This window comes from Hydrogenophaga defluvii (genome assembly GCF_042665235.1).
Taxonomy (GTDB): domain Bacteria; phylum Pseudomonadota; class Gammaproteobacteria; order Burkholderiales; family Burkholderiaceae_C; genus Hydrogenophaga; species Hydrogenophaga defluvii_A.
In genome coordinates, this window is sequence record NZ_JBHTBZ010000048.1 from 1 (window position 1) to 24,221 (window position 24,221).

Below are 24,221 nucleotides of genomic sequence, written 5' to 3' on the forward strand. Positions count from 1 at the left end.
AGGTTAGGGTTCTTACGTGGGTCAGATTTGGATGGAAATTACCCGTGAAGGTGGGTCAGTTCTGGATGGAAATCAACACTGAGGGTTCAGGACCTCGCCGCCCTGGAGGCGTTGCGTTCAATTTCCAGACGCCCTGTATCGGGGGCCAGCCGTCCTCATCACCGTGTCGCAGTGTCTGTTCATCGCGGTCGCCGCAACAACGCCGCAAGCGCCGTCTCGCAATAGCGCTGGCTGGTTTTCTTCCACGCGGCCCCTGCTTTCGGCCCTTACTGTCGTGTGGAGTACGCCCACCGGCGGCGGCCTGTGGGACGAACATCATCGACAGTCAGGTTGAAAACAGTCAAGACCGAATACCGAGCTCCGGCCGACACTTTGAAAACGCAGGTGTCACGCTCAAAAGCGCCCTTCTGGAGCACTCTGCGCGAGGCCGGCAGACTCCCCACGTAGCGGGGATGGCTTGCGACGGTGCCATGTTCCTCGCAATCAGCCAAGAAAAAGCCCGCTCGAGGCGGGCTTTCTGACACTTTTCGTTTTGGCTAGTAGGTTGGTGAGTAGTCTGTCAAAAGACCTCCAAACCCGCATAAAACCTAGATCCCTGGCGGAGAGGGCGGGATTCGAACCCGCGGTGGGGATTAGCCCACACACGCTTTCCAGGCGTGCGACTTAAACCGCTCATCCACCTCTCCGCGAAGCCTTGCATTATAGCAGCCTCGCAACGCCGAATTCCTCTATCAGGCGATGGAATCGGCTTCTTCGTCTTTGTCGAGGTCGAACACACGGTGCAAAGCGCGCACGGCGAGTTCCATGTACTTCTCGTCGAGCACAACCGAGGTCTTGATTTCGGAGGTGGAGATCATCTGGATGTTGATGCCCTCTTCCGCCAGGCAGCGGAACATCTTGCTGGCCACGCCGACGTGGCTGCGCATGCCGATGCCGACGATGCTGACTTTGCAAATGCGCGCATCACCCACCACGTCGGCCGCACCCAGCTTGGGCACCACCTGGCCTTTGAGCAGGTCGATGGTTTTGCTGTAGTCGTTGCGGTGCACGGTGAAGCTGAAGTCGGTCTTGCCGTCTTTGCTCAGGTTCTGGATGATCACATCGACTTCGATGTTGGCGTCTGCCACGGCGCCCAGAATTTGGGAAGCGATGCCCGGGGTGTCGGGCACGCCCAGGACGGAAATTTTGGCTTCGTCGCGGTTGAAGGCGATGCCAGACACAACGGCTTGTTCCATTTGCTCGTTTTCCTCAAAAGTGATCAGGGTGCCGGAGGAGGCTTCCTCGGCCAAATCAATGTCCCACGGGGTGAAACTGGACAGGACGCGCAGCGGCACCTTGTACTTGCCGGCAAATTCCACCGAACGGATCTGCAGCACCTTGGAGCCCATGCTGGCCATCTCCAGCATTTCCTCAAAGCTCACGCGATGCAGGCGACGCGCCTCGGGCACGACACGCGGGTCGGTGGTGTAGACGCCGTCCACGTCGGTGTAAATCAGGCACTCGTCGGCCTTGATGGCGGCGGCCACGGCCACGGCCGAGGTGTCGCTGCCGCCACGGCCCAGGGTGGTCACGTTGCCCGTGCCGTCAATGCCCTGGAAACCGGTGATGATGACGACCTTGCCAGCATCCAGGTCGGCTCGCACGCGCTGGTCTTCGATGGACTCGATGCGGGCCTTGGTGTAAGCGCTGTTGGTTTTGATGGGCACTTGCCAGCCGGCATAGCTCACGGCCTGCATGCCTTCGGCCTGCAACGCAATCGCCAGCAACGCGGACGAAGCCTGCTCGCCAGTGGCGGCCAGGGCATCGAGTTCGCGGCCGTAGGCAGCGTTTTGCTGGCTGGGGGCCAGTTCTTTGGCCAGGCCCAGCAGGCGGTTGGTCTCGCCGCTCATGGCGCTGGGCACCACCACCATCTGGTGGCCGGCGCGGTGCCATTTGGCGACGCGTTTGGCGACGTTGCGGATGCGCTCGGTGGAGCCCATGGAGGTGCCACCGTACTTGTGAACGATCAGTGCCATTGGGAGATGGAAGCGGTGATGGAGACGGGTTGTCTGGGGCGATGAGCCATGCACTGCGCAGGACCGCGCAAAACCTATCAATTATAGCCAGCGCGTCCGAGAAGACCCTCGGAACTGGCCCTCACGCGGCCTGACTTCAGGGTTCGAAGCGCAGCACCTGGCCATCGCGCAGCACATGCCCATTGGCCACCTTGAGGCGGATGTGATGACCCCGTGTGGTGCAGGCCGCAATTTGTCGCAGCAGCGCGGTCATCTGCGCCTCGCTGGGCGAGGCCTGCCAGCCCAAGCGCAGCCAATGGCGCAGCAGATTGGCCTGCCGCTCCACCGAGAGCAGACGCAAGCGTGCGATCTGCGGTGGCTGCCCCACGGCAAGCAGGTCTTGCGCGGCCACTTCGTCCAGCAGCCGCTGCGCCTGCGCGGCATGGCGGGCGCTGCGCGCCAGCGTCTGCTGGTAAGCCGGAAACTGCTCACGCCACGCTGGCAACAGGTGATGGCGGATGCGGTTGCGGGTAAAGCGGATGTCGGTGTTGGTTGGGTCGTCGATGAAGGGCTCGCCGATGTCGACCAGCCAAGCGCGGATCGCCGCGCCGTCCACCTCAAGCACCGGGCGGCCAAAAGCCATGCCATGGCGCTCAAAGCGAGCTGGCATCGATGCCAGGCCCGGCAGGCCGGCCCCTCGGCTCAAGGCCAACAGCAAGGTCTCCACCTGATCGTCGGCGTGCTGGGCCAGCCACACCTCGCCACAGCCCTGGGCGAGCGCCAGGTCCGAAAGGCATCGGTAGCGTGCCCGACGGGCCGCGTCCTCAGGGCTTTCGCCGGCGGCATGAGCCGCCCGCGCCCGCGCGCTGAAAAATGCCATACCGCGTGTTTCGCAGAAACGCCGCGCGTGTGACTCGAAATCATTGGCAGCCGCCTGCAGACCGTGGTTCACATGGAGCGCGACCACCTGACCCGGACAAGCCGCGTGGGCGGCCAGCAGCAGCGCGGTGGAATCGGCACCACCGCTGAATGCCACCGCGTGCCGACAACCGGCGGTCGCGGCAGCCAACCACGCAGCCACCGGGGCAGCACAGGGGTTGGCCGGCGCGGCGGTGTTCACCGCTTGCCGTCGGCCTTGCTGTCTGCCTTGGTGTCGGTGAAACGGCCGTAGCTGTTGAGGCGGTTGTGGCGGCGCTCGATGAGTTCCTTGACCTTGAGGTCGGCCACCTGCCGGTAGGCGTCGCCCAGGGCGCGCTTGAGGAAAGCCGCCATCTGTTTGGGGTCGCGGTGGGCACCGCCCACGGGCTCGTTCACGATCTTGTCGACCAGGCCCAGGGCCTTGAGGCGGTGGGCGGTGATGCCCAAGGCATCGGCCGCATCGGACGCGCGCTCGCTGGTCTTCCAGAGGATGGACGCGCAGCCCTCGGGGCTGATCACCGAGTAAACCGAGAACTGCAGCATCAGCACCTGATCGGCCACCGAAATGGCCAGCGCACCGCCCGAGCCACCCTCGCCGATGATGGTAGAGATGATAGGCACTTCGAGTTGCGCCATCTCGAAGATGTTGCGGCCGATGGCTTCGGACTGACCACGTTCCTCGGCGTCGATGCCGGGGTAGGCACCGGGTGTGTCCACAAAGGTGAACACAGGCAACTTGAACTTCTCGGCCAGTTTCATCAGACGCAAGGCCTTGCGGTAACCCTCGGGCTTGGTCATGCCGAAATTGCGCAGGCCACGCTCCTTGGTGTCGCGCCCTTTTTGCTGGCCCAGCACCATGCAGGGCTGGCCATTGAAGCGGGCCAAACCACCGACGATGCTCAGGTCGTCGGAGAAATGGCGGTCGCCGTGCAGTTCGACGAAGTGCGTGAAGATGTCGCGCACATAGTCCAGCGTGTAAGGCCGGTCGGGGTGGCGGGCGATCTTGGTGATCTGCCAAGGGGTCAGATCGCTATAGATATCTTTGGTGAGTTGCTGGCTCTTTTTGCTCAGCTGCTCGATTTCTTCAGAGATGTCGACCGCCGATTCGGTCTGGACGTAACGCAGTTCTTCGATCTTGGATTCGAGTTCGGCGATGGGCTGCTCGAAATCCAGAAAATTCTTTTTGGCCAAGGTTTCACTCCTTTGGGCGGTGTTCTTGCGGCTGGCGCGGCGTGGCTTAATACGCCACGGGCAGGGGGTCCAGCGAGCGCCAAATATACCAAGTGGCGACGCTGCAATACGGTGACCACGCGGCGGCCACCTCGCGCGCATCGCTGCGGCTCACGGGCTCGCCTGAGAAGTAGGCCTGGCTGATGCCATTGATCAGCCCGACGTCGTCCAGCGGCAGCACGTTGGGGCGCATGAGGTGGAAGATCAGGAACATCTCGGCCGTCCAGCGGCCAATGCCGCGGATGGCAATCAGCTCCGCGATGATGGCGTCGTCGTCCATGCCGGTCCACTGGTCGACGTGGACCGCGCCGTTGTCGAAGTGCAGCGCCAGGTCCACCAGGTACTCCACCTTGCGGGCGCTCAGGCCGGCGGCGCGCATATCGTCCACCTTGAGCTTGAGCACATTGGCGGGCACCATCTTGGCCGGCAGCTTCTCGAAACGCTCCCACACCGACTGCGCGGCCTTCACCGAAATCTGCTGGCCCACGATGCTGCGTGCCAGGGTGGTGAAGGCGTCACCGCGCGATTGCAGCGTGGCCCCCGGAAACTGCGGGATGAGTTTTTTCATCACGCGGTCGCGTTTCATGAGGTGCTTGCAGGCGTCGGCCCAGTAGCTCGGCGCGTTGGCGGGCATGGGCAAAACGGCGGTGACCATCAAGCACGCTCCCAGGTGGTGCCAGCGGCACTGTCCTTCAGCACGATGCCCTGCTCCAGCAACACCTTGCGGATGCGGTCGGCTTCGGCAAAGTTTTTGCTGGCTTTGGCGGCCGCACGCTCGCCAATCAGCCCCTGGATGGCGGCTTCGTCCAGCCCGGCACCCGCCTGCAAAAACGCCTTGGGGTCACCTTGCAACAGGCCCAACGTACCGCCCAATGCCTTGAGCAAACCAGACAGTTCGGGTGAGCGGGTTTTGTTCACGTCGCCAGCCAGCTCAAACAACACCGACACGGCTTCAGGCGTGCCGAAGTCCTCGTCCATCGCGGCCTGGAACCGCGCCGCCTGCGGCTGCGCCCAGTCGATGGTCACCGCCACCGGCGGCACCGCGTCCAGCGCGGTGTAGAGGCGCTTGAGACCACTGCGCGCGTCGTCCAGGTGCACATCGCTGTAGTTCAGCGGGCTGCGGTAGTGGGCGCGTGCGACGAAGAAGCGGATGGTTTCGGCATCGTACTTTTCCAGCACGTCGCGGATGGTGAAGAAGTTGCCCAGGCTCTTGGACATCTTCTCGTTGTCGATATTGATGAAGCCGTTGTGCATCCACACATTCACGAAGCGTTGGCCGGTGGCCCCTTCGCTCTGCGCGATTTCGGTTTCGTGGTGCGGGAACTGCAAGTCGGCACCGCCACCGTGGATGTCGAAGGTCTCGCCCAGCAGATCGCAGGCCATGGCCGAGCACTCGATGTGCCAGCCCGGGCGGCCGGGGCCAAATTCGCTGGCCCATTTGGCTTCTTCGGGCTCCTCGGGTTTGGCACTTTTCCAGAGCACGGGGTCCAGCGGATCGAGCTTGCCGTCGTCCACCGCCACGCGCTCACCGGCACGCAACTCATCGAGCGACTTGCCTGAAAGCTGACCGTAGGACGGGAACTTGCGCACCGCGTAGTTCACGTCACCGTTGGCGCTGCGGTAGGCCAGCCCCTTGTGCTCCAAGGTGGCAATCATCGAAAGCATCTGGGGCACGTAATCGGTGGCGCGCGGGTCGTGTGTGGGGCGCTCGATGCCCAGCGCATCGAAGTCGCGGTACATCTCCGCGATCATGCGGTCCGTCAGGCCGCGTATGGTCTCGCCGTTGGCCAGCGCGCGCTTGATGATCTTGTCATCAATGTCGGTGATGTTGCGCACAAACGTGACCCGCAGGCCACGGGCACGCAGCCAGCGCTGCACGATGTCAAAGGCCACGGCCGAGCGCGCATGGCCCACGTGGCACAGGTCGTACACAGTGATGCCACACACGTACATGCGCACGTGGCCGGCTTCGATGGGAGAAAAAGGCTCGACGCGGCGCGTGAGCGTGTTGTAGATACGCAAACTCATGAAACAGGCTTGGGGGCGGGAGGGCCGAGGGTCCGCGAACGGGGTGGACACAATGCGGACAGGTTGCCGCTGCGAAGGCGCCAGGAGGGCCACGTGGCGCATCGGTACAGGACAGGCCCTCAGATACAATCCCGCCAGTATATCGACCCGCCCGGCAGCCCTCCGCCGGCCCCGCGCGTCGCGCGGCACGATCCGCCACGGTTAACGCCAAGTCCACTGAGGCCTCCATGCTCCTGTCCGTGATTTCGAAACCCATATCCCCCCTCATGCGTGCACTCGCTGCGGTGCTGCTGGCCGGCTGCGCCACAGTGGTGGTGGCCCAGGCCCCCCAGAGCAACGAGTACGACAACGTGAGCCGCATGGTGCGTGCGGGCCAGTTGGACCAGGCGCAGGCCAAGGCCGAACAGTACCTTGTCGGCAACCCCAAAGACCCGCAAATGCGTTTCCTCAAGGGCGTGATCCAGCAGCAGCGCGGCCAGGCCGACGAAGCGCTGGCCACCTTCACCCAGCTGACGCAGGACTACCCCGAACTGCCCGAGCCCTACAACAACCTGGCCGTCATCCACGCCGCACAAAACCAGTACGACAAGGCGCGCATTGCGCTGGAAATGGCGGTGCGCACCAACCCCAACTACGCCACCGCCCACGAGAACCTGGGCGACGTGTATGCGCGACTGGCAGCCCAGTCGTACGGCAAGGCCCTGCAGCTTGACGGCGGCAACACGTCGGCGCCGGCCAAGCTCAAGGCGGTCAACGCCATGCTCACGCCGCCCGCCAAAAAAGTGGCCCGCTGAGCGGGCCTTGATCGGCCGAACACACGCTGCATCTGCGGCCTGTGTGGTTTTTCTTCTTTCCGACAGGACACCCTCATCATGTCATTTTTCTCCCTCCGCCGCCGCAGCCTGGCGTTGATTGGCGGCGCCGTGCTGGGCCTCACCCTCAACGTTGCCGCGCACGCCCAATCGGCGCTGCCCAAGGTGAAACTCAGCACCTCGCTGGGCGACATCGTTCTGGAACTCAATGCCGAGAAGGCGCCCAAGACGGTCGAGAACTTCCTGCAGTACGTCAAGGATGGCCACTACGACGGCCTGGTGTTCCACCGCGTCACCCCCGGTTTCATGATCCAGGGCGGCGGCTTCAGCGCCGACATGCAGCAAAAGGCCACGCGCGCACCCATCGTGCTGGAAGCCACCAATGGCCTCAAGAACGAACGCGGCACCATCGCCATGGCCCGCACCAACGTGCCGGACTCGGCCACCAGCCAGTTTTTCATCAACGTGGTGGACAACGCCATGCTCAACGCCACCGGCCCGGGCAACGGCTACGCCGTGTTCGGCAAGGTGACCGCTGGCATGGATGTGGTCGACAAGATCCGCGCCGTGCCCACCGGCAGCCGTGGCATGCACCGCGACGTGCCCACCACCCCCGTCACCATCCTCAAAGCCAGCCTGGAGAAATGAACATGGCCAACCCCCAAGTCGAACTGCACATCACCGGTCACGGTGTCATCACGCTGGAACTCGACGCTGAAAAAGCGCCCAAGTCCACCGCCAACTTCCTGGCCTACGTGGCCAGCGGCCACTACAACAACACCGTGTTCCACCGCGTGATCGACGGCTTCATGGTCCAGGGCGGCGGCTTCGAGCCGGGCATGAACCAAAAGCCCACGCAAGAAGCCATTGAGAACGAGGCCAACAACGGCCTGAAAAACAACAAGTACACCGTGGCCATGGCGCGCACCCAGGCGCCCCATTCCGCCACCGCGCAGTTCTTCATCAACGTGGCCGACAACGGCTTCCTCAACCACACCGCCCCCACCGCGCAAGGCTGGGGCTACGCTGTGTTCGGCAAAGTGGTGGTGGGCACCGAGGTGGTCGACGCGATCCGCGCCGTCAAGACCGGCCGCAAGGGCTTCCACGACGACGTGCCGCTGAACGATGTGGTGATCGAAAAGGCCGTGGCGCTCTGATCCCCGCCACGCCTCGCGCCATGCCTGCCGCTCACACCATTGTGTCGCCAGGCTGGCGCGCGGTGGACCTGATCTCCGACCTGCACCTGCATTCCGGCGACCAGGTCACCTTTGAATGTTGGCGCCGCTACCTGCTGGCGCCCCAGCCTGAAGCCGAAGCGGTCTTCATCCTCGGCGACTTGTTTGAAGTCTGGTGGGGCGACGACGTGCTGGACAGCACCGGTGCCGGCGAAGCCGCCTTTCTGCGCGAATGTGCTGCCGTGCTGCAAAAAGCCGCCGGGCAACGGCCGGTGCACTTCCTGCACGGCAACCGCGACTTCCTGGTGGGCGAGCGTTTTTTTGCACACACTGGAGTTCGGGCACTCACCGACCCCAGCACCCTGCAGATGGGCACACGCCGTTTCGTGCTGAGCCACGGTGACGCGTGGTGCCTGGATGACACCGACTACCAGCGTTTTCGAGCCGAGGTGCGCTCTGCCGCCTGGCAAACTCGCTTCCTGACACAACCCATCGCGCAGCGTGAAGCCACCGCCCTGGCTTTGCGCCAGCAAAGCGAGGCCCGCAAACACAGCGGCGCCACCTACGCAGATGTGGACGGCCCCGCTGCCATCGCGGCCCTGACTGAGCACCAGGCCACCGTGCTCGTGCATGGCCACACGCACCGTCCGGCCGACCAACAGCTAGCGCCCGGCCTGATGCGGCATGTGCTGAGCGATTGGGATGCGTTGGCATCGCCACCACGGGCCGAGGTCTTGCGCCTGCACCACGACGGCCGCGCAGAACGCCTGCCGCTGTTGCAATAAGCGCCCCAGCCCTCAGGTGTGAGGCCATGACTTTGAACCTCTCACGCCTGTGGCGGCGTGCCCGGCAGCAATTGCCCATGCTGCGCCGCCAGGCCGAAGCCATCCCCGACGGCCTGTGGCTGCTCACCCTGGTGCGCTACCCCTTCCTGGCCGCCCTGCCCTTGCCGGTGCAGCAACGCCTGCGCAGCCTCAGCGCACAGTTCCTGACCGACAAGGAATTTCACGGCGCCCACGGCCTTCACATCACCGACGAGATCGCGCTGGCCATTGCGGCGCAGGCCTGCCTGCCGTTGGTCTACCTGCCTGGCCAGGGCCGTTGGCGCGACGACGCGCTGGGCTGGTACGACGACTTCGTGACCATCGTGGTGCACCCCGCCGAAGCCGTGGCACAGCGCGAGGTGACCGATGGTGCGGGTGTGGTTCACCGCTACCAGGAAACTCTCCTGGGCGAAGCGATGGAGCGTGGCCCGGTGATGTTGAGCTGGCAGCATGTGGCCCAGGCCGGCGACACCACCGACCGTGGCCACAACCTGGTCATCCACGAATTTGCCCACAAGTTCGACATGCGCGGCAAAGCGCCTGGGCAAGGCGCCGATGGTTGCCCGGTATTGCCCAAGGGCTTTTTGGGCCTGCGCACCGCAGCCGAAGCCCGCCGCCACTGGCGCACGGTGCTTGGCCACGAATACGCGGCCTTCAAGGAGAAGGTCGTGATGGCGCAGCGCTTTGGCGAAGCGCCGCCCTGGCTGGACGCCTACGGTGCCCACTCGCCGGCCGAATTTTTTGCCGTGGCTTGCGAGGCCTACTGGGTCAGCCGCGAGCGTTTCGGGCAAGCGTTCCCTGAACTGCTGCGGCTGTTCGACGGCTTTTTCATGCCGTCATCCCCCATCAAGCCTTCTTGAGCAGCGCCTTCAGGGCATTTTGCAAGCGGCGCGCGGCGGTCGCGTCAAAGCCACTGGCCAGCACCTGGGCCGCATCCTGGCCCCAGGTCTGCGTGGGCGCGGCTTCGTTGCGCTTGGTCAGCAACTGCAACTGGTACATGCGGCGAGCGCTCAGCTGTTCGGCCGGCGTGGGCACATCGGCTGCGATCTCCAGACGCAACAGCGCGGTGGCGGCCTGGTCGCTCTGGCCGTTGCCAGCCTGCAGTGCCTGAACCCAGGCGCCACGCACCGGCGCAGCCACACGGCCACCCAGCTCCTGCACGCTGGGCAGGGCTTCGGCGTCGCGTTTTTCCCAGGCAGTCATCACACGCGACAGCACTTCGCCATGGGCTTGTGCGGCCAGCTTGCGCAGGGCCATGTCGGCACGCTCCAATGCCTCGCGCTGGGCTCGGAAGGCGGCATCGCCCAGTCGCGGGCCACGTTCTTCGCGCATGGGGCGTTCACCCATGCGGAAATCGCCACGGCCTTCGCCTCGGTTGTCACCACGCGGGCCACGGTCGCCACCAGGGCGGCCACCGTCACGGCCACCGGGCTTGCGGTCGCGGTCACCTGGGCGACCACGGTCGTTGCCTGCGGGCTCTGCCTTTTTCATGCCCGGGCGGTCATCGCCACGCACGGCCACGATCTTCTTGGGCGGCGCCACAGGCGCGGGCGCGGGAGTAGGCGCTTCTGCGCGCTCGTCCTGGGCATCCGCAGCAGCCTCTGCGGGCGCATCACCTTCGGCCGCTGCCGACACACCCGAATCCACTGCAGTGGACGCTGGCACGTCAGCAGATGCTGCAGCAGGTGCGGCAGCCTGAACCGCCTGAGCCTGACCACGCAAAGCGGCCTCCAGTGCGGCCACGGCGGCACGAATCTGCTGCGCGTCACCACTCTGGTTGGCCGCATCAACGGCCTTGGCAGCTTCCAGCACGCGGCGATCGTGTTCGCTCACAGCTTGGGCGGCCTTTTCACGGTCCGCGCCCTTGCGGTTGAACGCTTCGTCAATCGGCTGGCGGAAGGCTTCCCACAGTTTCTGTTCCTGTTTGCGGTCCAGCGGCACGGCCTGCGCTTCGGCCTGCCAGCGCTGCTGCAGCGCCTTCACGGCGTCGATGCGCAAACTGGGTGCAGCGCCCAGGGCCGCAGCCTCTTCGATCATCGCGCGGCGTCGTGCCAGGCTTTCGGCCTGCGCAGCCTCCAGGCGGGCGTGCGCCAGGTGCATGGCGTCTTTCCATTGCGGCTGCAGTTCGGCGAACTGCTTTTCGCTCAGGTGGCCGGCTTCGCGCCAACGCTCGGCCAGTTGGTGCAGTTCGCGGATCTGCTTTTTCCAGTCGGAGCTCTCGGCATGGGCCTCGGTCCAGGCGCGCACCTCGGCCAACAGCGCCAGGCGCTGCGCCTTGTGTTGTTCGGCCTGCTCGCGCACCTTGTCCAGCCAAGCCTCCACCAGCTTGTAGGCACGGGTGCAGGCTTCGTCGAATTTTTTCCACAAACCGTGGTTGGGCACACCACCCTGGTCGGTGGCCTTCCACTGCTCGCGCAGCTGGCGCAGGGTTTCCTGCATCTTGCGGCCACCCAGACGCTGGCCTTCGGGGGCGGCGGTCAGGGCTTCGGCCTTGGCCAGCAGCTCTTCACGCAGCTGGTCGGCACGCCAACGCTGCCAGCCTTCCAGTTCGCCGGCCTGGGTCAGCGCGGCGTGAACTTGGCCTTCCAACTCGGCACCGATGTGGCGGCCATGCTGCTTGAGCGCGGCGCGCACATCGGCCGCCGCCTTGGGCGTGGCCTTGCCATGGCCTTCGGCCAACTCTTTGACCAACACCTTGAGCGCGGCCCCCACAGCCTCTGCCGCTTCGGTGCGGCGGGCCTGGGCAGCGGCGTTGTCCACCGGTGCGGCGGCCGTGCGGGCTTCGGGCGCGGCTTCGCCCCGTGCGGTGCGCAATTCGTCGGCCCACACGGGCACGGCGGGCAGCGGCGCCTGGGCATCGGTCGATGCCACCACGGCCTGCGCCAGCGCGGCCTGGAAGGCCTCCCACACCAGCGTGAGCTGCTGCCGGGCGCTGTCGATCATGGGCGAGAACTTGGGATCCATGCTGGACCAGTGGGCGTCGGCGCTCAGGCTGGAGGCCTGGCCCTGCCAGTTGGTCACGTCGGCGCCCAGCACCTCTGCGGCGCCCTGGGCGTCGCGCCAGGATTTGGTGGAAAGCACCTCGATGCGCTGGGCCAGCAACACGGCGGCTTCGCGCTCGACCTGCACACGGTGTTGCAGATCTTCGATGGCTTTCACACGTTCGGCCAAGGCCTGCTTGAGGCCGGTCAGCGGCTCGCGTGACAAGGGCGCGCCGGCCTTGGCGGCATCGCGCTGCCAGGCCAGCGCGTCGGCCATGTTCAAGCGCGGCAGGGCGAGCAAGGCGTTGGCTTTCTCGGCCCACTCCACCGCCATGGTTTCCTGGGCCTTCGCGCGGCGCAACTCTTCGAGCTTTTCACGCAGCGGCTTGGCCGCGCCCTTGTCGCGGTGCGAGAGTTCCTTGAACACCTCGGCCATGCGTTCGGGCGAGGGATCGGTGGCCAGCCACTCACGCACCCGCGCGGCGCGGTCGCCGGAGGTGGCGGCCGAGAACACCCCGCCGGTCAGCGCATCCAGCGCTTGGGTGTCTGCAGTTTTGGCGGAAGAGGGGTTCATTTGAGCGGAGTTCACGGTCGCAATGGCCACAAGGCGTGTCTGGTTGGGCAAACGCGTATTGTCGCCTCAGTCGGTGCCGGTTTTCGCGACACCCTGTCTCAAGGCACGGAAAGCCGCAGATCAGCGTGTGACCCAGCGGCATCTGACCCGGCTTTGGCCACCTCGACAAACACCCGCGCGCCTGCCAGCCCCTGAGCGACCAGCCGCTCCTTCACGGCCACGGCACGTCGGGTGGCCAACGCCCGCAAGGCCTCATCAGAGGGTGGCGCATGGGCCAGCCACAAGGCCTCCATCTCAGCCACGCTCAGGTCCTTGAGCAGGCCGATGGCGTTGCGCGGCTTGGGAAAATCACCCCTGCGGTAGACCTCGCGCAGCAGCGCCGGGTAAGCCTCAGGCGACACCTCGGTGTCGGTCTCGGCGCCCTGCCCCGCGCGCATCGCCTGGCGGCGCTTTTCGGCCCGCACCGCTTCCTGAAGGCGCTCGCGCTGAAAGGCCGCGCGTTCGCCGGCGACGTCGCTGCGGCCCACCACCGTGACTTGCAACGCGGGCCGATCATTCAGCGCCTTGGCAATGGCCGCCAAGGCCGGGCTGGCGGTGTCAGCCAAACGGTCGGTGCCGGCCACAAAATCAATGCGCCCGGGCTGCGCGTCCGGCCCACCCAGCAGATTGCCCAGCAGCGCAAACGGTGCCGTCACCGCTTTGCCAATCAACCCCAGGATCAGGCGGCCAATGACGGGACCGAGGCGAAACTGGGGGTCGTTGAGCGAACCGCTGATGGGCAGGTTGATGTCGATGACGCCATTGCGATCGGCCAGCAAGGCCACCGCCAGCTTGACAGGCAGGTTGGGGGCATCGCTGTCCGCAGCGCGCTCGCCAAACACCAAGCGGTTCAAGGTGAGCTGGTTGCTGGCGTTGAGCTGCCCGTCCGCGCCCACCTGGTAGCGCACATCCACACTGAGCTGGCCGCGCTCGATGCCATGGCCGGTGTACTTCAATGCGTAGGTGGACAGCGGTGGCAGCTCCAGCTCGCGCACCTTGCCCACAACGTCCAGCACCGGCGGGGTGAGCAGCGGATTGAGCTGGCCCCCGATGTCCAGCGTGCCCGTGCCCTCGACCCGCCCACGCAGGCTGACTTGTGCGGGCGCCGAGCCAGCGCCGCTCTGGTTGCTGAACGCGCCCAATCCCCCGCTGACTTCGCTCAGCCGCGCGCTGTAGTTGGGCTTCACGAAGCGGTCGGAAAAAGCGATGTTGCCGTTGACGAGCGCGATGGGTCCGAAACTCAGCTGCGCGGGCGGCTGCGCCGTTGCCCCGGCTGCTGAAGTGGCCGCAGGGTCCGGTGCAGAGCTGCCCTTGGGAGGTGAACGCACCACGTCTTGCAGGTTGACGCGCCCGGTGGGGTCGATGTCGATGCGGGCGAAGTAGTCGCTGAGCGCGGTTTCGGCCACACTGAGCTTGAACGCTTGGCCCGGTGCCAACGCCAGTTGCAGGCCACGCAGGTGCAGGGACTTCCAGTCCAGCAACGGTGAGCCGTCGTTGGCATCCAAGGCCTTGAGATCATCGACCGTGAAATCACCCTTGGCCACCACCGCCAGGCCGCTGGCGTTGTGGCTGAGTTCGAGGTCGCCGCTCCAGCTGGTGTCGGCCTGTCTCAGCACGAGGTTGAGGCGGTCTGCCATGTAAGGCGTAAGCGCGTGGGCAGGCACGCGCTGGAGTTTGAGTTGGGCGCTCAGTTTGCCGCCCATGGCCGCCGATGCGGTCGCAGGGGTCAGCCCCAGTCGTCCGTCCAGAGCCAGCGTACCGGGGTTGGTGGTCTGGCCGTCCGCGGCCAGCCGCATCGCCACCGACACAGGCGCATCCACGACCACGTCGCTGCGCCAGGCGCCCAAACGCAACTGGAGGGCGCTCCAGCGCAAGCCCACTGGGGTGGGCGTGGCGGCATCGTCCAGCCGCCCGCTGCCGTCGGTCAAACGCAAGCCCTGCCAGCCCAAGCGCCAGGGCGTGGCCACGGTGCTGGCCTGCACGGCGTCACTGGACTGGTCGCCTTCTGAGCGAAGCCAATCTTCCCACAGCCAGCGGCCAGTGGCATCGCGCGCCACGTGCACCACGGGTCGGGACAGGCTGATCTGCCCCAGATCGGCGCTGCGTGCGTTCAAGTCGATGCTGCCGTTCTGCAGCCGCAGCTCGCGCAGGGTCTGCAGGGGCCGGGCGGTCGGGCCCAATGCCACGTCTTGCAGCAACAGATCGCGCAGCTGAAGCTGCAACGCTGGAGCAGCGCCCGACGACTGGGCGGACGCTGGAACGGCGGCCCGCCACCGCAACCCCAGATCGGCGGCGCTGCGCCCGGCCAGGGCGGGTTTGAGCACCTGGCCGACATAAGGTGCCAGGCCCTGCAAAGGCAGGTCGCGCCAGTTCAGGCTCAGGTTGGCCGCCACCGGACTGATGTCGCCTTCTGCCGTCAACGAGGCGTCGAGCCAGCGGCCACTGAGCACCAGCGGTGTGGGCGCGTGGTTGGGCCAGACCAACGGGCCACCCGACAGCGTGAGGGCATCCACCGTGGTTTCCCAGGCCGGCGACACGGCAGCGTCGCGCCAGTGCAAAGCGCCATCGCTGAGCTCGAAGCCATCGAGCTTGACGTCCCACGGTGGCGCCGGAGCCGGATCGGCCTCATTGGCACCGGCCGCGGGCAAAAGATCCGATAGGTTGAGGCGGCCATTTGCCGCGCGTGCCAGGTGCAGCTGAGGCGCATGGAGCGACAGCTTCTCGACATGCACGCGGCGCGCGAGCGGTTCGCTCGTGCCCAACACCAACGACAACGCCTCCCACGACAGCAGTGGATCGCCAGCGCTGCCTTTGGTGGTCCGCGCGATCTTCAGGTTGTGCAGCGCCACCCGCCCCGACAACTGGACCACGGGGCGTTGCTGCAACTGCTCGAACGCCACACTCAGATCGGCTTGCACCCGGGCCTGCAAAGGCCGCCAGGGCATGCTTTGAGGCCAATAAGGTAAATACGGGGACAGGTCCAGGTCAGGCAGGTGTAGCTGCGCGCGCGTGGCCCGCGTCTCGGCAAATGGCAGGGTGGACAACTGCGTGTCGAAGCGGCTGCCGTTGAGCTCGAATGCGATACGCGGCTCGGTGTGCACGTCGCGCTGGGTTGGCAAGTTGCTGAGAAACGGCACCGCGATCGAAAGTCCGCGCAGGCGATGTTCACTGCCGGTCGATGTGTCATCCAGGGCCAGTTCGCCGTCGGTGAGCGCCAGGTTGAACAAGCCAAAACTGACGCTGCCTTCGCTTTTGGGGCGTTCGGCCCAGCGGGTCAACAGGTCATCGATGTCGTAGCGCCCGTCACCCAGATGCCGCAGCCGCAGCACAGGCCGCTCCACCACGAGGGCATCCACCACCGGGGCCAAGCGAAACAGGGACTGCGCCTCGGCGTCAACGTACAGCCGCGCGACGTCCAACAAGGCAGGCTCGTCGGGCGTGGCCCCAGCCACTTGCAAGCCCTGGATCTCCAGCTCAAGCGACCACGGGCGAAAGGACACGGCTTCGACCCGCACCTCGCGGCCCAAAGCGGCGCGGCCCTGATCCTGAATGACGCCCTTGAGCCAGACCGGAACGGCCCACCAGGCCACCAGCCAGGCCGTCAGCACCAGCAGCAAAACAACCCAAAGCGGCCGCAGGCGCGGCAAAAGCAACTCCCTGTTCATGGGCGGGGATTGTGCGCCGTCGACTTGACCGGATGGATGCATGGAAGAAATAAAAAAAGCACCAGAAGGCAATACCTTCAGGTGCTTTTTACCAATGTCTGGTGGGTCCTGAGTGACTCGAACACTCGACCTACGGATTAAGAGTCCGCTGCTCTACCAACTGAGCTAAGAACCCGAACATGAGAATGGTAGGACGTGAGGGATTCGAACCCACGACCAACGGATTAAAAGTCCGCTGCTCTACCAACTGAGCTAACGTCCCACTCACCACATTCAACGTCTTGCGTCGTTGCCTGCGAAGCCTCAAATTATAGCGTCATTTTTCTTGATTTTGAAACTGCCTGAAATTTTTCTGCACCCGAAGCCAACCGGTCCAAGACCCAACCCGCCGCACACAGGCCAAAGGTCGCCGTGACACCCACACTCGACCCATACCCATGGCAGTTCAGCGAGCCGTCTCCCGCCACGTCACACGAGGGGTCGGGTGGCGCAACGGCCTCACGGCTGAACACGCACGTCACCTTGATGCGGCCATCGCGCGCGGCGCCGTGGTGCTTGCGCAGGCGGTAACGGAGCTGTGCCAACAACGGGTCGTGGGTGGCCAGCCCGAGGTCACCCACCTCCACGAGGTGTGCCAGGCGCTTGCCTCCGGCGGCACCCGCCACCACCAGCGGCGTGTGTTGCAACAACGACCAGGCGGCCATGGTCGTCTTGGCAGCCATCTGATCACAAGCGTCGATCACGGCCGACAGCGGCCCATTGGCCGCCTGCGCATCACCCACGATGCGCGTCCAGTTGGTGGCATCCACAAAGTCATCGATGGTCACCACCTGCGCACCGGCGTGGATGGCCAGCATGCGCTCGCGCATGGCCAGCACCTTGGCTTGGCCCAGGGTGGTATCGAGCGCATGCACCTGGCGGTTGACGTTGGACTCGGCGATGTGGTCCATGTCCACCAGGGTGATGCGCCCCACCCCACTGCGCGCCAGCGCTTCGGCGGCCCAGGAACCCACGCCCCCGATGCCCACGACCATCACATGCGCGTCGAAGATGCGCTGCGCACCGGCCACGCCATAGAGTCGGCGCAAGCCGCCAAAACGGCGTTCGAAATCGGCCGACATAGAACGGGTGCTCAGTCGCGTTCCAGCAACCAGAGCTGGAAACGGAAGCCCGCGAGCGCACCCGCGACGATGCCCAGCACCGCGATGAAGCTGGTCACGCTCAAGGTAGACAAACCCGACAGGCCCTGGCCCACGGTACAGCCCATGGCGGTGACACCACCCACCCCCATACACACCGCGCCCGCCAGATGCAATGCGGTGTCGCGGGTGTCGCGAAAGCCCTCCCAACGGAAGCTGCGGGTCAACAAGGCATAGACAAAAGCGCCGAACACCACACCCGCCACCGACACCACGCCCAAGGTGAGGACCTTGCTGCGGTCGCTGAAGAACATCAGCCAATCCAGGGCATAAGCCATGGGTGCCGTGAAGGTCAACGACTCCATGCGCCCGGAGTTGGACGCCAGGTAAACCGCCTCCAAGGTTTCAGGGTGTTCGGCCACGAATCCCAGTCGCCCGCTCACCCACCACATCGCGGCCACCGTGCCGCCAATGCCCACACCCGCCAGCAGGTTGTCGGCAGTGCAAAAACCTTTGCCCAGCACGGCCCACATGACCAGCAGACCGCCCACGGCCAAGCCCAGCCACAGCGTGGTGTGGGTGGCTGACCACCCACTGGCTGCGGCCAGCAACTGCGGCAGACCACTTCCAGGCGCCAGATCAAAGGCCACCTGGTCGACGGTCTCGTTGCGCAGCACGGCGGTCACACCGCGCAATGTGGCGAAAGAAGCCACGCCCATCACCACAAACACCACCAGCGACTTGAGGCTGCCACCACCGATGCGAACCAGGGTTTTGCTGCCGCAACCCGACGCCAGCACCATACCCAAACCGAACAGCGCCCCGCCCACCAGAGCCGACAGCCAGATGACGCGGCCAGAGGCGTAGATGGTCTTGGTGGGGTCGATCCAGCCCAGCCACACCATGAAGGCAAAACCCAGCACGGCCACACCCACGGCCAGACCCCACATGCGCATGCGGGTCCAGTCGCCCATGTTGACGATGTCGCTGATGGCACCCATGGTGCAGAAATGGGTGCGCTGGGCGATCACACCAAACAGCGCGGACACCACAAACGCGGCCCACAGCACCTGGGACTTGAGCAAGTCGAAATCGGCAATTTCCATGGGGCGAGATTGTAAAAGGCCCACCCAATGAGGGTGGGCCGGGGCAGGCAAGCCCAGCGCGGCGGCGCGCCGGTGGGGGTGGTCAGCGCAGGCGTGCGAGGCGGTCGCGCGCCGTGGCGCCGGCTTCGGTCTGAGGATGGGCCTTGACCAGATCTTCCAGGCTGCGCTTGGCTGCACGCACATCCTTGAGCTCGATCTGGCAGTTGGCGATCGCCAACATGGCCTCGGGCACCCGCGCATGCCGGGGCGAACCCGCGATCAAGCGTTGGTAAATGGCAATGGCTTCCTTGTACTCACGCAATGCGTAGTGGGTGTTGCCCAGCCAGTACTGCGCAGCTGGCGTGTAGCCGCTGTCTGGGTAGCGTTGCAAAAACTGCTGGTAGAGCTGGGCCGCACGCGGGAACTCGGTCTTGCGCAGCTCGGCCATGGCGGCCTCGAAGTCGCGCTTTTCTGCCGGCGTTGCATTGAACTCTGCGCCGTCGAGCTGGACCTTGGTCGGTTCCAGCGTGCGCAGCCGCTCGTCCAGCGTCGCCAGCACGTCTTTTTGCTGGCGCTGCAAATCAGCCACTTCGCGTGCCAGTTGCTCGTTCTGCCCACGCAGGCGCGCCAGCTCCGCTCGCAGGGTCTCGATCTGGTTGGACAACTCGAGCAGGCTGCGCCGGGTGGGCGCCGCACTTTCCTCGGTCAGGCGCGAGAGCTCGGCTTCCAGGCGGCGGTTGGCCGCGTCCGATGCCTGGCGGTTGGCCTCCACCTTGTCACGCAACTCGATGATGGCCTTGCGTGCCTCGTCGTCGCCAAACAACGCGTGCGAAGGCAAGGCAAGCAACACCGCCGCCCCAAGAACAGAGGTGCGAAGCAACAGACGGACTGCGCGCATGGTGAAACCGCTCAACGGTAGGTGATCTCGACGCGGCGGTTCTTGGCGTAGGCGGCTTCATCGGCGCCCGCGTCCGCCGGCTTTTCCTTGCCAAAACTCACCGCCTCCAACTGGGCGTCGTTGACACCCAGCAAGCCCAACGCGCGGCGCACCGCCTCGGCACGTTTCTGACCCAGGGCCAGGTTGTACTCGCGTCCGCCACGCTCATCGGTGTGGCCTTCCAGCGCGATGCGACGGCGGGCGTCCGCCTTGAGGTGGCGGGCATGCGCCTCCAGCAGCGACGCAAATTCGGGCTTGATCGCGAAGCTGTCGTAGTCGAAATAAACGACCCGGGCCACGCCCACCGGCGCCTGGCCTGCCGGATTCTGGCCGACCTGCACACCGGTCACGCCGCGTGGATCAACAGCCCCCGTGCTGCCCTGCCCGCCGCCGGCACCGCCCACACCACCGGTGATGGGGGCTGCGTTGCGGTCTTCCACGGCCACATCGTCCAGCTTGACGCTGGAGCACGCCCCCAGTGCACCGGCCAGGACAAGCAAGCCCAGGCGCGCGGACCAGGAGGATTTGGACAAACGGGGCATCGGATGTGAGGAGTTCATGGCAAATGGGGAGGAAAAAATGGCAAGAAAACAAAAACGAACAGATCAGCGCTGGAACGGACCCCAGTCGGGCTCGCGGATATCGCCCTGCGCACTGGCCAGACGGGCTTTGATGCGGCCGTCCACGGTGATGGTCATCAAGGCTTCACGGCCTTGTTGCCGCGTGGCGTACACGATCATGCGGCTGTTGGGCGCAAAACTGGGGCTCTCGTCGGCGGTGGTATCGGTCAGTGGGTTGGATTGCCCGGACTGCAGATCGAGCACGTAGAGCTTGAACGCGCCACCCACCCGCGACACGTAGGCCAGCCAGCGGCCATCGGCGCTCGGCGAAGGCGAAATATTGTAGTTGCCTGTGAAGGTCACCCGCTCCGCATTGCCGCCTTGTGCGGGCATGCGGTAAATCTGGGGCGAGCCGCCACGGTCGCTGACGAAATAAATCGTGCGCCCATCCGGCGCAAACGCCGGCTCGGTGTCGATGCTGCTGGATTGCGTGAGCCGGCGAGGCTCGCCGCCGTTGGCATCAAGTGCGTACAGCTGCGACTGACCGCCCAGCGTGAGTGTGGCCACCACCTGGCGCCCATCGGGCGACCACGCAGGCGCACTGTTGGACCCACGGAAATTGGCCAGCAAACGCCGCCGACCGGTGGCCACATCGTGGGCGTAAATCACCGGCTTGCGCGCCTCAAAAGACACGTAAGCCAGTTGCGAGCCGTTGGGCGACCACGCCGGCGAGATGATGGGCTCGGGGCTGGTGAGCGCCGCCTGGGCGTTTTCGCCGTCCGCATCGGCCACCCACAGGTTGTAGCGCGCGCCCTGCTTGGACACATAGGCCACGCGGGTGGAAAACACACCCTTGTCGCCGGTCAGTTTTTCGTACACATGGTCGGCCACGCGGTGGGCAGCGAGCCGAAGGTCGCCCACCGGCACCGGGAAGCTCAGGCCGCCGAGGTCTTGCGCACGCACCACGTCCCACAGGCGAAAGCGCACGTCGTAGCGGCCATCGGCCAGGCGGGTGACGCTGCCGGTCAGCAACGCGTCGGCCTGGCGCTCGCGCCATGGCGCCAGGTCGGGGCGCGAGGTTTCGTCGAGCGCACCACCCACGGGCGGCACGGCGCGCAGCAGGCCGCTGCGCTCCAGGTCGGCCTGCACGATGGCCGCCACGTTCTGGGGCGCCGCCTCACCGCCCCGAAAAGGCGCGATGGCAATGGGAATCTGCGTCAGGCCCACACCCGACACCTCAACGCGAAATTGCGCATGTGCCGTGGCCGCCGCACCGGTCAGCATCAGCGCGGACACACCCGCCACCATGCGGCGGCGATCCACAACGGGCAGGAAATGAGAATGGGCAGGGAGTTGGGAAGGAATCATCGTTTATAGAACGGTCGGGGCCGGGAACCCGGCGCGGGAGGCCACCGGCATGGCGCCGATAATACTGGACCGGCCAGCACGCGAGCGTGACAAGTTGTGCCCCAATGGAGCGCCCGCGCACGCCCAGGTTCCCGTCCGTTTGGCAAGATCAGCCATTTTTGCCCTTTTGTTGCATCCGCCTTGACCACCGACGCCTCCACATCCACGTTGACCCAGCGTCTTTCCAGGCTCTGGCCTTACTTCCGCTCGGCACGCGGGGGCATTGCGCTGGCGGCCGTGGGCACGCTGATCGGCGCGCTGACCGAACCGCTGATTCCCGCCTTCTTGCAGATGTTGCTCGACAAAGGTTTTGTGGACCGCGGCATACCGCTGTGGGCGGTGCCCGCCGCCCTGCTGGGGCTGTTTGGCATACGCGGCCTGGCCGGCTTTGTGGCCCAGTACGCGCTGACGTACACCGCCAGCCTGGGGCTGCTGAACCTGCGCCGCGCCATGTTCGAGCGACTCAACGCCGCCGAGTTGTCGCTGTTTTCGCAGCAGACGGCCAGCAAGCTCTCCAACACCCTGGTGTATGAGGTTCAGACCGGCTCCACCACCCTGGTGAACGCCTTTCTCACTCTCACCAAAGACAGCCTGACGCTGATGGCGCTGATGGGCTACCTGCTGTACCTCAACTGGAAGCTCACCCTGATCGTGCTGCTGCTGTTTCCCGGCCTGATCTGGATCATGCGGGTGTTTTCGCGCCGCCTGTACCGGCTGACCCAAGCCAGCCAGCAGGCCACCGACGACCTGGCCTACGTGGTGGAAGAAAACGTGTTGGCCCACCGCATGGTGCGCCTGCACGGCGCCCAGGCCCAGCAGGCCCGCCGTTTTGACGTGCTCAGCGTGGCCCTGCGGCGCTTGGCACTGAAAACCACCATCGCCCAGGCGGCCATGACGCCCCTCACCCAAATGCTGGCCGCAGCCGCGCTCTCGGCCGTGATCGCCGTGGCCCTGGTGCAAAGCGGTGGCAGTGGCGTCACCGTGGGGGGCTTTGTGTCGTTTGTTACCGCGATGCTGATGCTGGTCACGCCCATACGCCACCTGGCCGAAATCGCCGGCCCCATCGCGCGTGGGCTGGCAGCGCTCGAACGCGGCCTGGCCCTGATTGAAGAAACACCCAGCCAGACAGGCGGCCAGCACGCACCCGCCCACGTGGCGGGTCACATCGATCTGCAAAACGTCTGGGTTCGCTACGGTGACGAAGGCTCGGCCGCGCTCCAAGGCGTGAGCCTGGACATCGCACCCGGCCAGGTGGTGGCGCTGGTCGGTCCGTCCGGGTCAGGCAAAACCACGCTGGCCAACCTGTTGCCTCGTTTCGTGGAGGCTTCGGCCGGGCAGGTACAACTCGATGGCCACCCGCTGGCCGACTGGGACTTGGGCACCCTGCGGCGCCAGTTCGCCATGGTCAGCCAGGATGTGGTCATGCTCAACGACAGCCTGGCCTTCAACGTGGCCCTGGGCAGCGACCCGGACCCTGTGCGGGTGGAACACGCCCTGCGCGCGGCCAATCTGGGCGACCTGCTGGACCGCCTGCCCCAGGGCATTCACAGCAAGGTGGGACACAACGCCACCGAACTCTCGGGTGGCCAACGCCAGCGCCTGGCCATTGCTCGAGCCCTCTACAAAGACGCCCCCATCCTCATCCTGGACGAAGCCACATCGGCGCTGGACAACGAATCCGAGCGGCTGGTGCAGGACGCCATCGGCCGGCTCATGACCGGCCGCACCACCATCGTCATCGCCCACCGGCTGTCCACCATCGAACACGCCGACCGCGTGGTGGTGCTGGCCGAAGGCCGCATCATCGAACAAGGCAGCCACCGCGAGCTGCTTCAGCTCGATGGCCTGTACGCCAGGTTGCACGCACACGGCGGGCTGACGGGCAGCGACGCCCCGGTGGTTGAGGGGCGCTCAGGTGCGGCGGCTCACACCGCTACCACCCTCTGACGCTGCCGCCCCAGCGCGCCACCGTCCAGCTCCATCACGTCGCCCGCCTTCAGGTACACCGGCGGCTTGAAGCCCATGCCCACCCCGGGTGGTGTGCCGGTGGGAATGACGTCGCCGGGTTGCAGCGCCATAAAACGGCTGAGGTAGCTCACGATGTGGGCGACACCAAAAATCATGGTGCGGGTGTTGCCGGTCTGGCGGCGTTGGCCGTTGACGTCCAGCCAGAGGTCGATGGCCTGCACGTCGGCGATCTCATCCGGCGTCACCAGCCACGGACCGATGGGGCAATGGGTGGGGTAACTTTTGCCCTTGGTCCACTGGCCTTCGTATTCCATCTGGTACGCACGCTCCGACACGTCGTTGACCAGGCAGTAACCCGCCACGTACTGCAAGGCATCTGCCTCATTCACGTGCCAGGCGCGCCGGCCGATGACGATGCCCAGTTCCACCTCCCAATCCAGCCTTTCACTGCCGGGGGGCAACAGCACGTCGTCGAAGGGGCCGCTGATGGCGCCGTTGTGTTTGTTGAAAACAATCGGCTGGCCGGGCGGTTTCAGGCCGGCTTCGGCCGCGTGGTCGGCATAATTGAGGCCGATCGCCACCACGTTGCCCACCTGGCCCACGCAAGCGCCCAGCCGGGTGCCGGCGGGCAACACGGGCAGCGTGGCCGGGTCGATGGCGGCCAGGCGGGCCAGCGTGTCCGGGTGCAAAGTGGCGGATGAGATGTCTGCCACATGGGCCGAGAGGTCGCGCAGGGCGCCTTGGGCGTCCACCAGACCGGGTTTTTCCTGACCTTGCTGGCCGTGTCGCATGAGCTTCATGGGTGTTCCTGTGGGGTTTTCAACCATTTTGTCATGAGGGCCTTGAAAGCCGCCGGGCTGCCCCCATGTCCCCTTTTGATTTCGA

19 protein-coding genes and 3 tRNA genes are annotated in these 24,221 nt (G+C 65.5%); 6 read left to right on the forward strand and 16 right to left on the reverse strand.

All coding sequences use genetic code 11. The features are described from left to right. Nucleotides 1-596 precede the first annotated feature (596 nt). From ACFQU0_RS15910 to cysS, 6 genes are all read right to left on the reverse strand, one after another. Nucleotides 597-686: transfer RNA gene (locus ACFQU0_RS15910), tRNA-Ser, on the reverse strand. Nucleotides 687-731: 45 nt separating this feature from the next. Further along, nucleotides 732-2,015 carry an aspartate kinase gene (locus ACFQU0_RS15915; RefSeq protein ID WP_382202496.1) on the reverse strand — a complete coding sequence of 428 codons (1,284 nt, stop codon included), beginning with the start codon at nucleotides 2,013-2,015 and terminating at the stop codon, nucleotides 732-734. Between the two features lie 136 nt (nucleotides 2,016-2,151). Beyond that, nucleotides 2,152-3,114: a tRNA lysidine(34) synthetase TilS gene (tilS, locus tag ACFQU0_RS15920; RefSeq protein WP_382202498.1), complete on the reverse strand. Its 963-nt coding sequence runs from the start codon at nucleotides 3,112-3,114 to the stop codon at nucleotides 2,152-2,154. Continuing rightward, the gene (locus ACFQU0_RS15925) at nucleotides 3,111-4,103 is read right to left on the reverse strand and encodes an acetyl-CoA carboxylase carboxyltransferase subunit alpha (RefSeq protein WP_382202500.1); all 993 of its coding nucleotides are present in this window, start codon (nucleotides 4,101-4,103) and stop codon (nucleotides 3,111-3,113) included. Before ACFQU0_RS15925 ends, tilS begins: the two co-directional genes overlap by 4 nt. A 46-nt stretch (nucleotides 4,104-4,149) precedes the next feature. Then, nucleotides 4,150-4,797: a DNA-3-methyladenine glycosylase family protein gene (locus tag ACFQU0_RS15930; RefSeq protein WP_382202502.1), complete on the reverse strand. Its 648-nt coding sequence runs from the start codon at nucleotides 4,795-4,797 to the stop codon at nucleotides 4,150-4,152. Next, a complete protein-coding gene (cysS, locus tag ACFQU0_RS15935) occupies nucleotides 4,797-6,170 on the reverse strand; it encodes a cysteine--tRNA ligase (protein ID WP_382202504.1) in 1,374 nt (457 codons plus the stop codon). Before cysS ends, ACFQU0_RS15930 begins: the two co-directional genes overlap by 1 nt. A gap of 266 nt (nucleotides 6,171-6,436) precedes the next feature. On the opposite strand from cysS, the gene ACFQU0_RS15940 reads away from it, so the two are divergent. From ACFQU0_RS15940 to ACFQU0_RS15960, 5 genes are all read left to right on the forward strand, one after another. After that, on the forward strand, nucleotides 6,437-6,964 hold the full coding sequence (locus ACFQU0_RS15940; protein WP_382202506.1) for a tetratricopeptide repeat protein: 528 nt from the start codon (nucleotides 6,437-6,439) through the stop codon (nucleotides 6,962-6,964). A 78-nt stretch (nucleotides 6,965-7,042) separates the two neighbouring features. After that, a complete protein-coding gene (locus tag ACFQU0_RS15945; protein ID WP_382202508.1) occupies nucleotides 7,043-7,630 on the forward strand; it encodes a peptidylprolyl isomerase in 588 nt (195 codons plus the stop codon). Between the two features lie 2 nt (nucleotides 7,631-7,632). Continuing rightward, nucleotides 7,633-8,139, forward strand: coding sequence for a peptidylprolyl isomerase (locus tag ACFQU0_RS15950; RefSeq protein WP_382202510.1), 507 nt, complete (start codon nucleotides 7,633-7,635; stop codon nucleotides 8,137-8,139). Nucleotides 8,140-8,159: 20 nt separating this feature from the next. Next, the gene (locus ACFQU0_RS15955; protein WP_382202512.1) at nucleotides 8,160-8,942 is read left to right on the forward strand and encodes a UDP-2,3-diacylglucosamine diphosphatase; all 783 of its coding nucleotides are present in this window, start codon (nucleotides 8,160-8,162) and stop codon (nucleotides 8,940-8,942) included. 26 nt (nucleotides 8,943-8,968) lie between these two features. Continuing rightward, complete coding sequence (locus tag ACFQU0_RS15960) at nucleotides 8,969-9,841, forward strand: M90 family metallopeptidase (RefSeq protein ID WP_382202513.1); 873 nt, start codon at nucleotides 8,969-8,971, stop codon at nucleotides 9,839-9,841. On the opposite strand, the gene ACFQU0_RS15965 is transcribed toward ACFQU0_RS15960, so the two are convergent. From ACFQU0_RS15965 to tolB, 9 genes are all read right to left on the reverse strand, one after another. Next, a complete protein-coding gene (locus ACFQU0_RS15965; protein ID WP_382202515.1) occupies nucleotides 9,828-12,536 on the reverse strand; it encodes a DUF349 domain-containing protein in 2,709 nt (902 codons plus the stop codon). The genes ACFQU0_RS15960 and ACFQU0_RS15965 overlap by 14 nt on opposite strands. A gap of 98 nt (nucleotides 12,537-12,634) precedes the next feature. Continuing rightward, on the reverse strand, nucleotides 12,635-16,240 hold the full coding sequence (locus ACFQU0_RS15970; RefSeq protein WP_382202516.1) for a DUF748 domain-containing protein: 3,606 nt from the start codon (nucleotides 16,238-16,240) through the stop codon (nucleotides 12,635-12,637). 99 nt (nucleotides 16,241-16,339) lie between these two features. Beyond that, nucleotides 16,340-16,415: transfer RNA gene (locus ACFQU0_RS15975), tRNA-Lys, on the reverse strand. An 11-nt stretch (nucleotides 16,416-16,426) separates the two neighbouring features. Beyond that, nucleotides 16,427-16,502, reverse strand: a tRNA-Lys gene (locus tag ACFQU0_RS15980). 46 nt (nucleotides 16,503-16,548) lie between these two features. Then, entirely contained in the window at nucleotides 16,549-17,361 is an 813-nt protein-coding gene (locus ACFQU0_RS15985) for a tRNA threonylcarbamoyladenosine dehydratase (RefSeq protein ID WP_382202518.1), read from the reverse strand. Nucleotides 17,362-17,372: 11 nt separating this feature from the next. Continuing rightward, nucleotides 17,373-18,485: a YeeE/YedE family protein gene (locus tag ACFQU0_RS15990; protein ID WP_382202520.1), complete on the reverse strand. Its 1,113-nt coding sequence runs from the start codon at nucleotides 18,483-18,485 to the stop codon at nucleotides 17,373-17,375. A gap of 82 nt (nucleotides 18,486-18,567) precedes the next feature. Beyond that, nucleotides 18,568-19,362, reverse strand: coding sequence for a tol-pal system protein YbgF (gene ybgF / locus ACFQU0_RS15995; RefSeq protein WP_382202522.1), 795 nt, complete (start codon nucleotides 19,360-19,362; stop codon nucleotides 18,568-18,570). A gap of 11 nt (nucleotides 19,363-19,373) precedes the next feature. Beyond that, the gene (pal, locus tag ACFQU0_RS16000) at nucleotides 19,374-19,961 is read right to left on the reverse strand and encodes a peptidoglycan-associated lipoprotein Pal (RefSeq protein ID WP_382202524.1); all 588 of its coding nucleotides are present in this window, start codon (nucleotides 19,959-19,961) and stop codon (nucleotides 19,374-19,376) included. 45 nt (nucleotides 19,962-20,006) lie between these two features. After that, on the reverse strand, nucleotides 20,007-21,269 hold the full coding sequence (gene tolB / locus ACFQU0_RS16005) for a Tol-Pal system beta propeller repeat protein TolB (RefSeq protein ID WP_382202544.1): 1,263 nt from the start codon (nucleotides 21,267-21,269) through the stop codon (nucleotides 20,007-20,009). A gap of 240 nt (nucleotides 21,270-21,509) precedes the next feature. Here tolB and msbA point away from each other — a divergent pair, with 240 nt between their 5' ends. Continuing rightward, the gene (gene msbA / locus ACFQU0_RS16010) at nucleotides 21,510-23,315 is read left to right on the forward strand and encodes a lipid A export permease/ATP-binding protein MsbA (protein ID WP_382202526.1); all 1,806 of its coding nucleotides are present in this window, start codon (nucleotides 21,510-21,512) and stop codon (nucleotides 23,313-23,315) included. Here msbA and ACFQU0_RS16015 read toward each other — a convergent pair. Continuing rightward, complete coding sequence (locus ACFQU0_RS16015) at nucleotides 23,294-24,136, reverse strand: fumarylacetoacetate hydrolase family protein (protein ID WP_382202528.1); 843 nt, start codon at nucleotides 24,134-24,136, stop codon at nucleotides 23,294-23,296. The genes msbA and ACFQU0_RS16015 overlap by 22 nt on opposite strands. Nucleotides 24,137-24,221: the final 85 nt, after the last annotated feature.

What these genes read in the sequence shown, in the direction of transcription:
- pal (WP_382202524.1), bottom strand. Translation starts at nt 19,961, where the DNA reads ATGAACTCCTCACATCCGATGCCCCGTTTGTCCAAATCCTCCTGGTCC.
- ACFQU0_RS15960 (WP_382202513.1), top strand. Translation starts at nt 8,969, where the DNA reads ATGACTTTGAACCTCTCACGCCTGTGGCGGCGTGCCCGGCAGCAATTG.
- ACFQU0_RS15955 (WP_382202512.1), top strand. Translation starts at nt 8,160, where the DNA reads ATGCCTGCCGCTCACACCATTGTGTCGCCAGGCTGGCGCGCGGTGGAC.
- ACFQU0_RS15945 (WP_382202508.1), top strand. Translation starts at nt 7,043, where the DNA reads ATGTCATTTTTCTCCCTCCGCCGCCGCAGCCTGGCGTTGATTGGCGGC.
- ACFQU0_RS15940 (WP_382202506.1), top strand. Translation starts at nt 6,437, where the DNA reads ATGCGTGCACTCGCTGCGGTGCTGCTGGCCGGCTGCGCCACAGTGGTG.
- ACFQU0_RS15965 (WP_382202515.1), bottom strand. Translation starts at nt 12,536, where the DNA reads ATGAACCCCTCTTCCGCCAAAACTGCAGACACCCAAGCGCTGGATGCG.
- ACFQU0_RS15915 (WP_382202496.1), bottom strand. Translation starts at nt 2,015, where the DNA reads ATGGCACTGATCGTTCACAAGTACGGTGGCACCTCCATGGGCTCCACC.
- ybgF (WP_382202522.1), bottom strand. Translation starts at nt 19,362, where the DNA reads ATGCGCGCAGTCCGTCTGTTGCTTCGCACCTCTGTTCTTGGGGCGGCG.
- tolB (WP_382202544.1), bottom strand. Translation starts at nt 21,269, where the DNA reads ATGGTGGCGGGTGTGTCCGCGCTGATGCTGACCGGTGCGGCGGCCACG.
- ACFQU0_RS16015 (WP_382202528.1), bottom strand. Translation starts at nt 24,136, where the DNA reads ATGAAGCTCATGCGACACGGCCAGCAAGGTCAGGAAAAACCCGGTCTG.
- ACFQU0_RS15985 (WP_382202518.1), bottom strand. Translation starts at nt 17,361, where the DNA reads ATGTCGGCCGATTTCGAACGCCGTTTTGGCGGCTTGCGCCGACTCTAT.
- ACFQU0_RS15930 (WP_382202502.1), bottom strand. Translation starts at nt 4,797, where the DNA reads ATGGTCACCGCCGTTTTGCCCATGCCCGCCAACGCGCCGAGCTACTGG.
- ACFQU0_RS15950 (WP_382202510.1), top strand. Translation starts at nt 7,633, where the DNA reads ATGGCCAACCCCCAAGTCGAACTGCACATCACCGGTCACGGTGTCATC.
- cysS (WP_382202504.1), bottom strand. Translation starts at nt 6,170, where the DNA reads ATGAGTTTGCGTATCTACAACACGCTCACGCGCCGCGTCGAGCCTTTT.
- ACFQU0_RS15970 (WP_382202516.1), bottom strand. Translation starts at nt 16,240, where the DNA reads ATGAACAGGGAGTTGCTTTTGCCGCGCCTGCGGCCGCTTTGGGTTGTT.
- ACFQU0_RS15990 (WP_382202520.1), bottom strand. Translation starts at nt 18,485, where the DNA reads ATGGAAATTGCCGATTTCGACTTGCTCAAGTCCCAGGTGCTGTGGGCC.